Source organism: Chryseobacterium sp. MDT2-18 (assembly GCF_030815285.1).
GTDB classification, from domain to species: domain Bacteria; phylum Bacteroidota; class Bacteroidia; order Flavobacteriales; family Weeksellaceae; genus Kaistella; species Kaistella salivictor.
Genome location: NZ_JAUSWQ010000006.1, coordinates 47,118 through 60,822 on the forward strand (window position 1 = coordinate 47,118; position 13,705 = coordinate 60,822).

General features: G+C 39.0%; 8 protein-coding genes. 3 read left to right on the plus strand and 5 right to left on the minus strand.

Going from position 1 to position 13,705, the window contains the following annotated elements; all coding sequences use genetic code 11:
- Nucleotides 1–97: 97 nt before the first annotated feature.
- Nucleotides 98–514 (minus strand): hypothetical protein, encoded by a 417-nt coding sequence (locus QF004_RS07900; protein WP_307424748.1) that lies wholly within the window; start codon nt 512–514, stop codon nt 98–100.
- Nucleotides 515–667: 153 nt separating this feature from the next.
- Nucleotides 668–811: a hypothetical protein gene (locus QF004_RS07905; RefSeq protein WP_282905120.1), complete on the minus strand. Its 144-nt coding sequence runs from the start codon at nt 809–811 to the stop codon at nt 668–670.
- 1,708 nt (nt 812–2,519) lie between these two features.
- On the opposite strand from QF004_RS07905, the gene QF004_RS07910 reads away from it, so the two are divergent.
- Nucleotides 2,520–4,085 carry a MauE/DoxX family redox-associated membrane protein gene (locus QF004_RS07910; protein WP_307424754.1) on the plus strand — a complete coding sequence of 522 codons (1,566 nt, stop codon included), beginning with the start codon at nt 2,520–2,522 and terminating at the stop codon, nt 4,083–4,085.
- Between the two features lie 27 nt (nt 4,086–4,112).
- A complete protein-coding gene (locus tag QF004_RS07915) occupies nt 4,113–4,391 on the plus strand; it encodes a DUF6520 family protein (protein WP_307424757.1) in 279 nt (92 codons plus the stop codon).
- Nucleotides 4,392–4,496: 105 nt separating this feature from the next.
- Here QF004_RS07915 and QF004_RS07920 read toward each other — a convergent pair whose 3' ends face one another.
- From QF004_RS07920 to QF004_RS07930, 3 genes are read right to left on the minus strand one after another with little or no spacing between them, the layout of a single operon-like run.
- Nucleotides 4,497–6,977 carry a S9 family peptidase gene (locus QF004_RS07920; protein ID WP_307424762.1) on the minus strand — a complete coding sequence of 827 codons (2,481 nt, stop codon included), beginning with the start codon at nt 6,975–6,977 and terminating at the stop codon, nt 4,497–4,499.
- Nucleotides 6,977–8,353 (minus strand): RagB/SusD family nutrient uptake outer membrane protein, encoded by a 1,377-nt coding sequence (locus QF004_RS07925; RefSeq protein WP_307424765.1) that lies wholly within the window; start codon nt 8,351–8,353, stop codon nt 6,977–6,979. The genes QF004_RS07920 and QF004_RS07925 overlap by 1 nt, the downstream gene beginning before the upstream one ends.
- A gap of 9 nt (nt 8,354–8,362) precedes the next feature.
- Nucleotides 8,363–11,374 carry a SusC/RagA family TonB-linked outer membrane protein gene (locus QF004_RS07930; RefSeq protein WP_307424768.1) on the minus strand — a complete coding sequence of 1,004 codons (3,012 nt, stop codon included), beginning with the start codon at nt 11,372–11,374 and terminating at the stop codon, nt 8,363–8,365.
- Between the two features lie 1,613 nt (nt 11,375–12,987).
- Between QF004_RS07930 and QF004_RS07935 the strand changes: the two genes are divergently transcribed.
- Complete coding sequence (locus QF004_RS07935; protein WP_307424772.1) at nt 12,988–13,509, plus strand: helix-turn-helix domain-containing protein; 522 nt, start codon at nt 12,988–12,990, stop codon at nt 13,507–13,509.
- Nucleotides 13,510–13,705: the final 196 nt, after the last annotated feature.

A 13,705-nucleotide genomic window follows, 5' to 3' on the forward strand; every position in this document is an offset into this window, starting at 1 on the left:
CTACTCAAGTTTTGACTTTAAAATCTATCATCTCGTATCTCTAAGTCTTATGTCTGTAAGTCTCATTTGAACTCACATGAATAAAACAAACATGATGTTAATCCCCAATATCAGGTATCGAATTATAGGTTCTCTCAAACATTTTTACGATATCTTCTTCTTTTTTACGAATATCGGCAACACTGTTATTAATCAAAAGATAAGAGCTTATAGAAGGATATTCTAAATGGGTGAAAGTTATATTTCCAATTCTGTCCTGAATAAATTTCGAATAGACCCGAAATCTCTGGTTATTTTCCAGATTTTCAGTCAGTTTTTTAGGGTTCGAAAAATCAATAGATCTTGATGAACATAATCCAAAACTGCAATTGGGATGTTGCTCCAGCAAAATAAGAATCAGGGAAGTACAGGTATCAAGAATTCTAATTACAGATGTGAAATTGCCTTTATTGATGATTTTGTTGTATTTATATTGGCTTCCTCTGTCTTTTTTACAGTAGAATTTCAATGCCATTACATTTTCTAAATGGTATTCCGCTCTTATAATATAATGTAATCTGGTTTTCTTCGCAATAGAATTTGTATATATACGTAAAAAGATGGGCGGAACCATCTTTACATTTATCTTTTTGTATGAATATAAGCCCGTACAATTTCGGGAAGAGGATTAATGAACAACTCTTTTAGGACTCACCGCAGACGCTACAACTTTTCTGCCCTTTAGATTTTTAGCCGAAATTTTTACAGAAACTACTGTAGATAATGGTTTCCAATTTAGTTTTTCGCCTTTTGATAAAGTCCTTGTACTCATAATTTTATGAATTTATAATACAAAGATATTATTTAAAATGAAAATAACAAAACTTTTAATATTTAGGACAAATCCAAGAGACTTTTCTTCACTTCAGCTCGAAGAACCCTCTCTAAACCCGTTAAATTAAAACTTTGTCAAAGTAGCGCGCAACTACTTTGTCAAAGTTTTAAAGCGGTATCAGGATACTTTGACAAAGTTTTTGAGGATAGGAATCGGCGATCAGCCTGAGGGTGGATTCTAAAATATTATTTTACTTTTTGTCTTAACACAAAAAGTAACAAAAAAGTCAAGACTGGATCTTTTTGCCTCATCTCTGTTATTTTTTTAATGGAATCGGCGAACCTCTTTCGTCGGTTTGCTAAAAAATGAAGATTTCTTCCAAGAAATTGACTCCCTGTGGTCGTCGAACCACTTCGTTAGGTTTCCCCGAAATTTATCTCGTCCCTAAGACGAGACTCGCGCGGAAACAAAGTACCGCTTCGAAACCGAGATGATGGCCGCGCTTCGGACAAAGGGGATTTTTAGGTGGTATGTTCGTTTAAAAACTGAATGGGAAGAAATCTTCATTTTTCTTAACGCAAAAATCTCCTAAGTCGATATAATTTCGCTTTTTAAGGTTTATTTAAAGGCCAAATAAGCTCTCATTTTTATGCTGAACAAAGCCGAAGTAATAGTTTGGGCAAAGAAATTTGATTTTTCTTAACGCAAAAATCTCCTAAGTCATTATCCACTCAAGGAGGGTGTGGTTATTCTTATTAATCTCCTAAGGGGCTATTTTTGAGAAAGTGGTTTTGGTTTGGAACTTTGTCAAAGTAGCGCGCAACTACTTTGTCAAAGTTTTAAAGCGGTATCAGGATACTTTGATAAAGTTTTTGAATAGCCCTCTCAAAACCCGTTAAATTAAAACTTTGACAAAGTTTTTGAGGATAGGAATCGGCGATCAGCCTGATGGTGGATTCTAAAATATTCTTTTACTTTTTGTCTTGACACAAAAAGTAACAAAAAAGTCAAGACTGGATCTTTTTGCTAAAAAATGAAGATTTCTTCCAAGAAAATCCCCAAACTTGCGCGGAAACAAAGTACCGCTTCGAAACCGAGATGATGGCCGCGCTTCGGACAAAGGGGATTTTTAGGTGGTATGTTCGTTTAAAAACTGGATGGGAAGAAATCTTCATTTTTCTTAACGCAAAAATCTCCTAAGTCATTATCCTCTCAAGGAAGGTGGTTATTCTTATTAATCTCCTAAGGGGCTATTTTTGAGAAAGTGGTTTTGGTTAAACCTGTGACTAGGTTAATTTTTTTCCAGATGTAAAAATTGGCATTTTAATGTTTTTTGATTTTGGGAGTCATTTTAGGAGAAATTTTTCTTGCAGGAAGTCTTCAGTTGCACCTGTTGCGGCTTAAACCACACATTTCTAAACAGGCAGTCAGCGCCCATCAGTAAAGGGGATGTTGGGAATAAGCCGCTTTGGTGTGTTTAAGCCGCAACGCAGTTCCGGCTTATTCTCACTTTTTTTATCAAAACCCGGAATATTTGCCCGTCTTTAGGAGACGGCGATGCAGTGGGTCAGTTTGCGAATAAGCCGTCGGACATTGGATATAAGCCGCCCACCCTCTTGTTTTTCACCTATTGACCGCTATACATTTGGATAAGCATTCGGATCAGATGGATCCGTACAGAATGGATCACGCAAATTATACGGTCATGAAAACTTTAAGAAAATTCTTCCCGATTATTATCAGCTTCTTTTTCGTCCTGCTTTTTATTTATGCTTCGGCAAGTAAAATGCTCGACTTTGAAAACTTCCAGGTGCAGCTGGCGCAATCGCCATTGCTGAGTGCTTATGCGGGATTTATTTCTTACGCGGTCATCATTCTGGAACTGGTGATTGCCGGTTTGCTCTGCTTCCATCTTACGCGTCTTTGGGGATTGTTTGCGTCTTTTGCAATCATGGTAGCTTTTACGGTTTACATCTACCTCATCCTTAACTATAGTGATTTTGTGCCCTGCTCCTGTGGTGGGATCCTGGAGAAAATGGGTTGGGCGGAGCATTTGATCTTTAATATTGCAGGTGTTGTGATAGCAGGTCTTGCTGCAATCGCAGCCTATCCCATCACTCCTAAAGCACCTATTATGTATGTCACTGAAGAAGAATGGATGGCCAATTACTGGCAAAGAAGAAAGGACCGTCGGGTGCTTGTTTATATCATGGTAGCGCTCCTCGTTATGTCTGCAGGCAGCATGGTCGCCCTGTTTCTTTCTTCTGAATACATCATGAAAAAAGAAAACAATTTTACAAGGAGATATATTCCACATGCTCTCGACTTTCAAAAAGCAATGAATATTAAAGTTAATTCATACTATTTTATGGGTTACGATGATCGCAACATTTATCTCGGTAATACCACTGCACCCTTAAATATATTAACCGTAAGTAGAGATCTTAATAAATCTTATAAATACAGAATTCCGCTGGACGTCAAAAACTACAGGTTCAAATCCATAAAACTTGCATATCACTCACCGTTTTATTACTTATTTGACGGGCAGGTTCCCATCATACTTAAAGGGAAAATAGGTGATAATAGTCCGCCCGAAATAATCAGTTATAAGGATATGTATTTTGATTGGTTAAGCATCAACTCTGGAGATATGGTATTCCGCGCACAGAGCAAAGACCATCATAACTTTATACTTGGCACAATTGATAGTCTTAAACGGCTCAAGTTACACCCTGAAGTGCTCGGGCAAAAAAATACCGGTTACATCCAAAATGATGGACTATTACTATCCAATCCTCATCAAACGGGAAATCTTATTTACCTCTATTACTATAGCAATACTTTCCTTGTTATGAATAATGACCTTTCTATTCAGAGACGTTTAAAACTCATTAGTCCTCCTCAAACTATTACTGAAAAGTTGGTCACTTTGAAAAATGGTAAGACCAAAATAGAAGCCCCGCAGATTCTGAATTTTTCTAATGCATATCTGGCCAATCATCTCTTATGGGTGCAATCCAACATCAGAGGAAAGTTTGAAGAAACCCGGCAATGGCAGAATGCAAGCGTAATTGATTTGTACAGGACGGATCACCATTACTATACCGGAAGTTTTCTGGTACCACACCGGCAAAGCAAACCTCTAAAAGATTTTTTGATTATAGATAACGAATTCTATGCGCTCATAGATAATGAAATTGTTAAATACCGTTGTGTACAGGCGTTAAAAAAGCAGTTTCAAACAGGTAAAGCCGAAAACCTGAATTAATCGTAGGCAAAATTAAATTTTATTATCATGAAAAATGTTAAGTCATTTTTGATCCCTGTAGCCCTTGTATTCCTCGGCGCAGGAAGTGCTTTTGCAACTCATAAGGCAAAAGCAAGTGAAAAAGTCGGAGAAATAGGATTCTATTATGACGCCTCTGCACCGGCAGAACAATGTATTGAGTACAAGGAAGTTGACTGTAACAAAGTCAGTGGACCAGTGTGTACTGAAATTGTCAGCGGTGTTTCGCGCACCATGTTGGAACCTCTGAATAACACAGAGTGTGGAGTGGCATTACATAGAAATTAATTAATAAAAGAGGATGCCGCAGTAGGCATCCTTTTTTTGCATTATTTAAAGATTAAGATAGCGATATAAAGCCTGCTATCTTTTTTATGGTTTCGAAAGATTCTGTTAAAGGATCTTATCGGAAATCCAGCCTTTATCGGAGGTTTCATCTTTCAGATAATAATCCAGCCACTCTAAGATACGTTGATGAAGATCTTTAGCACTCTCCAAACTGATCATAGAATGAGGATCATCTGGATAAAACAACGCCAACGCTTTCTTTTGATTTCTTTTCAGTCCCATATAGAATTCCATTGTTTGAGTCCAATCTACATTTTGATCTTTTTTGCCTGTCCACAAGAGCATAGGAGCACTCACCTGTTCCACAAAATGGATGGGATTATTCTGCAAATAGAGGTCTTTATTTTCCGAATATGAACTATTAAACTCATACTGTTCCTCTTCGAACTGCCAGAAAAAAGGGCTCAAAAAGGCGTAATTAAAAGAATAGTAAGATCTTACAATATCGGCAGTTCCGCTTCCCGAGATATAGGTTTTGAATCGCTTAGAGTGGGTTGCAATAAAATCAGTCTGATAACCGCCATGCGAATGCCCCATTAATGCAATTTGATCGGAATTAATGCTTTGATGACTTTGTAGTACATCCAGCGCATTATTAATACAGTCTAATGATGATAACCCTGTGCCTCTGTCATCAAAAATCACGTCAGGCATCAATACAAAATAACCTTTTTCCAGAAGACTTCTAATATTGAAGCCGACTGCTGACTCTTCATACCGCAAATCCGGATAAATGTTGATTTTATTACTCTGATCATGGTAAACATGAACCACCATGGGATATTTCTTCGAGGCATCAAAATCCAATGGATAGTAGAGCAGTCCTTTCAACGGGATATTTTTGCTGTTCTTATAATGAATGCTTTCCACTTTAATTTTTGCGGCATCCTTATCCAAAATATTGGATTGAAAAACCAGTTTCGGTTTTCGGCAGCCTTCCAGTTTTATAAAACGTTTTGGCAAATTATAGTTCTCTTCAACAAAGACAAACTGCATTTGTGCAGACAATTCGGGCAGATAGACTAATTTTGAGGTTGTTGGTTCTTTCAGTACCTCTACTTTATTTTTTATGCCAAGTAAAATACTGGTTTCTTGTGTTCCATCGTTTTTAGTTTCTATAAGCATATTTCCAAGGTTCACAATCGGGGCATGGAAAGCAACCTCCATACTACCACCTGTAGCGATTGTTTTTACAGAAGCATTCAGTATGCGGTAATGAAGATCTTTTTGCTGATTGGCATATTGAGCGATCATTGTATTTTTCTCCAGATCATATCTCCAGATTCCGCTCTTTCCGTCAAAATAAATTTGACCGTCATTCCCAAAATAAGGATTCTCAAAGCCCTTATCAGTGATTTCGGTCGGTTTCAAAGTAAGGAGGTTCACCAGTTTCCATACCTTGTCTTTTTGATACATAATCATTTCACCGTTGGGTGCACCGTATATTTTTCCGCTCACGGTATCGATGGGGATTAGCGATTTATTTCGGCAATCGGTCCGGTAAATCACTGAAGGCACTTTGCGCTTCGTATAATTCTGAAATTCCGAAGAACTGTAAGCCAGCAGAAAATTGGGATTCCCGATATCTGCAATGCGATTTTGCTTTTCATCGCCTAGTTCGGTGATCTTTTTTTGGTCTGGGTACCATATAAAGTATCTTTTTTTCACCTTACTGAATTTCTCTATAAGCAACTGGTCTGCAGTTGACCAGATTTCGGGTTCATTTTTTTTTCTTTCAGGGATGTCAACATCAACTTTTAAAAACAAGCTTCCGTCCTTCCGGGAAGTAACATTTATACTCTTGGGCTCAAAATCGATCACATCCCTCAAATGAAAGACTTTATGGTCAGGTAAAGAAATAAAATTTAAATCTTTCCCTTTTCCATCTCGTTTTTCAAAGCTGAGTACTGCTCCTGAATCAAGGCTTTGAATATTGGATATAGAGTTATCCGTTCTATACATCGGCACTAAAGTATTCCCTGATAAATAATACAGGCTCTGGGCTTTATCGCTTTTACGTACAGCATAAACCTTATCTTCATTGACGAACACCTTTTCCAGATCAGTTCCTATCTCCGTCAACCCATTTTTTGTGGTATCATAAAGAACCAGGCAGTTTTTATGAAATAAAACCAAGCGTTTAGATGCTGGCAATAACCACATTTTATCTGCCGGAGGAAGCATTATACTCGTCTTTTTCTTCAGATTCAACACTTCTGTCTTCTCTGGAGTACTGATGGCAATGCAATGATCTTTAATCCATACTTGTTCCTTCGTTTTCACCCTTGTAAAAGCATGATTAGACTGGGTGTTTTTGATCATGAGCGTATCATTGTTACCATCATAATTTTTATAAAAGGTGATCCAGTCCCCATTTTTAGAGGTCGACTTGTGACCAAGATCATAAAATTGATATTTGGGATGGTATTTGGCACCCACTCTTTTATCCAATGACTTTTGAACTTGTGCATCCGCATGAAACCAGATGCCCAAGCTCAAAAATAACTGTAAAAATAAACTTCTCATCAGTAGCCTGTATTTTGAGGTTTAAGATTGGGATTAATCAGCAGCTCTTTCCCGGGAAGGGGTAAAGCTTTGTGAAAGGATTGCCAGTTGGGCTTGCTGATACTCAGATCCTGCAGTTGATTCAGCCGTTTCAGATCCAAAAACCGATGACCCATTTCAGCAAAAAACTCATGCCGCCATTCTTCTTTGATTTTCGTAAGCATAGTGCCTTGGCTTAGTCCTGCGGGGAGCACAGCCAGTCCCGCCCTTTGCCGGATTTTATCAACGGATGATTTAGCCTCATCCGGTCGGTTTTGCTGCGTCAGTGCTTCTGCGTACAGCAGATAAACCTCTTCTAATCGAAATACGATTGAGTATTCATTAGTATTGGCATTCGCAGGATTTTTATACTTTATTGGGCGGTAATAGTTCTTTTGATTAAATACCAAAGTCTGAATCCACTTTTGCTTTCGCAAATCATTGGATTCAAAAGAATCAGCCAGTTGATCACTGAGGCTGAAAGTTTTGGGAATACTGACGGTAAAATTGTAAAGCAGAAATTCCTTCGTGGCATCTGTTGCATTAGCAGGCTTTAACTGCCAAAGGATATGACTGCCTGTTTTCTGAAATACTTTAGTGAGGTCATTCTCAAACGTATATTGGGGTGCCTGTATAATACCACTTAGCAGCAACTCTGCTTTATGCCAATCCCCTTTCAGCAGATAAACTTTAGCCAGAAGCAGTTCTGCTACTTTTCGGTTAATAAAAATCCTTTCTGAATTTTTGTAAGCGTCTTCCAGCAGTGGGATTGCCGACTGCAAATCGTTTTCCAGTTGGTTCAGCAGAGCAGATTCTGACAGTTTCGACAGCTTGCTGTTATCATTATAATCTGTAACTGAAGTGTAGGGTACCTCATCAAACATTTGCTGCAGATAAAAGTACAGGATGCTTCGAATAGTAATCGCCTCCCCTATCAGCCGGTCTTTATCCTTTTGGGGAATACCGGCGGAAGCCCGCACTCCTTCTATGATCGCATTGGTATAGTAAATATGCTTATACGCTTTAGACCAAAAATTGTAAACTACATTGTTAGCTGGTTGCTGAATGTTGTTATAGAGATCAGTAATCGAATTGGAAGAGGGTTCTACAAAACAGGTGAGGTCATCTGCATAAGTTCCCAAAATCGCGCCCGAACCAGTAGTATCCCCTGCTAATACAGACGATTGCCACAGTTCTGCATATAAACCTGAAAGTGCGGCATTAGCAGACTGTGTATCTGCATACACCTGTGCGGTACCAATCTGGTTGTAGGGCAGGTCGGTATCGATGAGGTTTTCACAGCTGTTTGAAGATAAACTAATGCCGAGTAATAGGATGATAAAGTGATAGTTTTTCATTGGGTAAGTTTAAAAATTAATTTGTGTTCCTAAAGACCATGTTTTGAGTGGAGGCAAATAACCCGTCACAATAAACTCCGGATCCAGCCCGAAATAATTCGTCAGCGTCCACACGTTTTGTCCCTGTAGGTAAACAGTAGCTTCTTTAATGACCGACGAACGTAATGGTATTTTGTAATTAACCTGAACGTTTTTTAATCGGATATAAGATGCATCACTCACTGCCGCGGTGCTTTTAGTGAAGTTATAGTGAGACATATTTTTCACCGCATTAGTCCCTGTTGAGTAAGGCATATAATAACCTGTAGGATTAGTTGCAGACCATACATTGTTAACTTCAAAAGGCTGATTGATCATGGTTCCCGGCAATGACATCTGGCTGTTGTAATTATAATTATTCTGCTTGGTGAACTGGAAAAGGAATGACAGATCCCAATTTTGAAAACGAATCTTGTTAGACCATCCACCATAATATTTTACCGATAACTCCGCTATATTTTTGTTGTCATCAGGAGCGGTAATTTTACCGTCCCCATTCACATCGGTAAAGCGGTACAATCCGGTGGCTGGATCAATACCGTTAAACTCAAAAAGTTTGACGATCGACGTAGAATAACCGATTTCCAGCTGATTGGCGTAAGCGGAACCTTGTAAATTAGGAAAGGCCAGTAAGGTATTTTTAGGAACGGTTACATTAAAATCCGACTGCCAGGTAAAATCCTTACTCTTTACAGGAACAGTCTGCAACTCCAATTCCCAACCTCTATTTTCTACCGTGGCATCAAGATTGGCTTGCACAGAAGTAAATCCTGTAATAGCAGGCAAAGGAAGACCTACCAATTGGTTAGAGGACCGATTGCGGTAGTGCGCAGCATTAAGTTGAATTCGGTTTTGCCATAAGCCCAGCTCTAAGGCAATTTCCAGTTTTTTGGTGGTCTCCCAGCTGAAATCAGGATTGTACAGTCTTGAGGGAACAAGTCCCACTACCCCGTTATAAATGCTCGAAGAAGCTACCGAATACGTATCCCGGTATTGCGAATCACCGATATTATCACTGCCCGTTTTTCCGTAACTCGCTCTTAATTTCCCAAAATTTAAGAGGGACGAATGCTCCAGCCACCTTTCTTTACTGAACAGCCAGGCGGCTCCTACAGCACCGAAGTTGGCGAACCGGTTATTCGGGCCAAACCTGCTCGATCCGTCTCTTCTTGCCGTCAGATTCAGAATGTATCGGTTATGCCATTGATAGTTAAATCTTCCAAAAACAGCAGCGTATCGGTATTGCGTGGAATTAATATCGGAGAAGGTTTTGGTTTTTGCAGCGTTAATGTTCATCATCAGTGAGTTGTTCTCAAATCCGGAACCTTGCAGGGCCGATTGTTTCGAATCCGAACTTTGAAAACTTCCACCCACCAAAACAGTCCAGTGGTGAGTACCCCTCTGATAATCATAATTCAGCTGAGGTTCAAGAAGATAAGAAAATGAGTTCTGACTGCTGGTATAAGTGCTCGAACTGGTAGAACTGGTTAAGTTGTACGCCGGGTTAAATCGGGTATGCGGGCGAAGCGAAAATTCTTCGGAATTCTGATAATTAAATCCTGCATTAAGGTCAAAGCGGAAATGAGGAATAAGCTGGTAACCCAGGTTGATGCTGTTATTGAATTGCTTGCTGGCATTCAGGTACGTAGATACTGTAGAAGCGACTGGGTTGGTAAAAGTATTATTTTCCCAGTTCAGACTGCCGTCTGCCATATACAGTGCTGGCGCATTCGGACTCAGCGTTAATGCCAGATTCGTAAAATCTTCATTAATTACCGTATTATCCTGCTGAGAAAAATGACTGTTAAGAGATAACTGGAGTTTTTTGTCTGCCGAACGGTGCGTAAATCCTGTAGTTAAAGTATTGTTCTTGTACCCGTAGTCAGCCGGGAATACCGTGGTTTGCCCATGATGCGTTGCATTCACCCGGTACGTCCACTGCTCAGAACCGCCAGACAGTCCCAAACTGATAGTAGAAGTAGTTGCGGTCGATCCTGTCAATATCTTTTGCCAGTCAGTATAGCGCGTCGGATCCCAGATTCCGTTCAAATCGTACGCAGTTGCCGGATAGGCCGTGATCCCGTCATTCAAAAAAGCTTGCCTTCGCATATTCAGATAGTCCTTGGTATCCATCATTTTTAGTTGAGATGCAGTGGTACTAAAACCTAAGCTCGTCTGGAGACTGAGCGCAGAACGATTTTTATTTCCTTTTTTAGTAGTAATAAGCAGTACACCGTTTGCTCCTCTGCTTCCATAGATAGCAGTAGCATCCGCATCTTTTAAAACCTCAATACTTTCGATATCGTTAGGATTAATGCTGTTAAGTGGGTTGCTGTTGTTCAGAGGAAGGATAAGAGTTGAAAAAGGAGAATTGGGGGTTGGAAGCATCGGTACACCGTCCAATACATACAAGGGTTGATTACCATCGATGGCATTATTGAGCAAAGTACGCAGACTGTTTTTTCCCCGAATCTGCACCTCATATCCGCCGCCCGCAGTTCCGCCTCCCTGAATAATATTCACCCCCGCCATTCTCCCCTGCACTGCAGACAGCACATTGTTCACCGGCTGATTCTCAATATCCTTCGCGGTCACTTTCGAAATACTCCCCGTACTCTCTTTTGCTTTCACATTATAGTATCCCGCATTCAGCACCACTTCTTCAATTGACTTTACTTTCTCGGTGAGGGAAATAATAAAAGAAGTTTTTCCATCGGTGCTTATTTTTCTTTCTCCGTACTCCGGATGTCGGAAAATAAGGATGGGATTTTCTCCTGTGATCTGGAGCGAGAAAGCTCCGGTTTCTGTGGTGGTTGTCATTTGGCTGCTGCCTTCCTGCGTGACCACTACACCGCTGATGGGTTTTTCTCCGTTGTTCACCGTGCCCGTGACGGTACGGGTTTGTGCCTGGACCTGCGAGTGAATCGCAGAAAACGCCAGACAACCGGAAACAAGTCCTATGGTTGATAGGATTTTTTTCATAGTTTTGTTTTTTAATTGTTAGTTCATTTTTGTACTGATAATTGTTATTGCTCTTTCCTGTGGGGTCTGCAAACTTTAGGGAAAGGGCGTTTTTTTTCTGTTAGATGATAGAGAAAAGAGAAAAGATGATAGACCGGATGCTGCATCGTTTAAAAAGCGGATGGCGCATTCAAAAGTTTAATTTATTCTTTTTCTTACTTCTGATTTCCGGTACTCAACTCGTGAAATACTCAAATACTTTTCATGAACTCCTCATGAACTATCCATGAAGTATCTATGAAGCATCTACGGAGCATCCTATTTTCAATCAAGAACTACATTTTACTTGGCTCTTTTTACTTTTTACTTGGCTCTTTAGACCTGCTTTAGGGGAAAGCAAAACACAAATGATGAAGAAAAGAAATACTTCCCCGCTAAAGACAAATCCTTTATTGTTGGATGATGAGTGCTGGGTGCTGGATGATTGTGCAGGGTATTAATCCACAGTTTTTGTTCCAAATCTCCATTCTCACCGAAGCACCAAATCAGCACATTGCCAAATCAGCACATCAGCACATTACCAAATCAGCACATTATCCTTCGGAATGGCTTAGGGGAGGCTTCGACAGGCTCAGCCACCATACGTTTAGAAACTTATGAAGAAAGTTCACTCTCCCGCTAAAGACCAATCCTTTAAAAGAGCTTTGATATGAATGTGAGTGTAGCTCTAAGTATCGTTGAAATAATAAAAATAAATCTTCATGATGAATACATTAAAAGTTTTTTATATAACGTAGTCTTTAAAACAAGACCATTTCCCGAGTAAGCATAATGCCGCAATGGTTGTGCAACCCATTGTAAGTTTCATTCCTAATAGCGAAGACTCTCCTACTCCAGTCATTCCTAGCATCGCGAACAATCTGTCATCCTGAGCCTGTCGAAGGATCTCGAGGCAAAAGCAAAACATCCTACACCCTGCACCCTGCATCAAAAAAACCGACACTACCCTACCAAAACCATCAATTTCTAATTGCATTAACTTCTCCTACATTGCATTTGTTTAATTGAAAGAAAGAACCTATTTTTAACGTGCGAGTTTTTAATAGTTTTTCATCCTACCGCAACCCTCTTTTGGAGTTTTGGTGCGCTTGATGGGCAATTGGATTTTATAGATTTTGTGGCAGCACATGATCTTACCCTTTTATATTGGTGGGTATAGCGTTGGTGATCTTTTATAAAATCTGGGTGAAGCGATGAGATACTTTTTAGTCTCTTGTGGTTTTACGGGGGTAGAAATTTCGTTCTCATAATAATTTTTTGATATTAAAATTATGAGTTCAGAGAAAGGTGCTATAAAATAAATAGCGGAGGATAACCCCTTACCTTCCACTGCCAAACGGGCACGACCAAGCGCCACAGACACAGCTTCCAGCAAGGGACTATCCCCCGCATTTTGCAAATGTACAAAATCAACGGGGAATTAAATTCCCTTGGGTTCCGTGTCTTAAAATTGGTCGTTTAGTTTGGCGGAACTCATTAGTTACTCATAGAGTATCTATAACTAACTGAAACAAAGATACAAATTAAATCGTAATAAGCAAATTTTACTTAAAAGATTTTAATACTTAAAGATTTTGATTACAGAAAACAATAGAATTAGAGCAATAATAAAGAAATATCGTGAACAATATAAGTTTACGCAAAAGGAAATTGCACAACTCTCTGGGTTAACCCAAAGTGCTTATAGCGCAATAGAAATAGCAAAAGGAAACATAGATTTTGATAGGGCAAATTGCATTGCTCAAGCATATGGAATCAAACTTTGGGATTTCATCAATCCTAATAAAACAATGCCAGAAATCAAAGATCTACCCAACGCCACTAGAATAATAGCATTGTTAAATAAAGATAAAATTATTTCAAATGCAAAAACCGATCTTAATCTACCGGAAAGAATTATGACAATTCTAAATTCTAATAAACTTTCTGAGCAATTTACTTCTTCTGACATTTGGAAAATGCTGCCAATAGAAGTTAGGGATTCTATAAAAACAACAAGAGTTACGGACACTATCTCTAGAGATGCATTTAAGGATATCATCGCCTTTACGGGACAAAAGCGAGGTAGGGAGAAAATTTACCAAAAGATTAAATAAATATTTTTATCAGATAAAAAATATTTATGTAATCAGCATTTTTTTGCTTATGGAAAACCATAATTGGAACTGAAAAGTTGTTTGTAATTTTAGACTCCAAAAAAAGCAACTACTTTTGCTATATTTGGTTTAATGATAATGTATTACTATAGTCATACAATTACATGTAGATTAGGGTGACTTTATGATTTTGTCA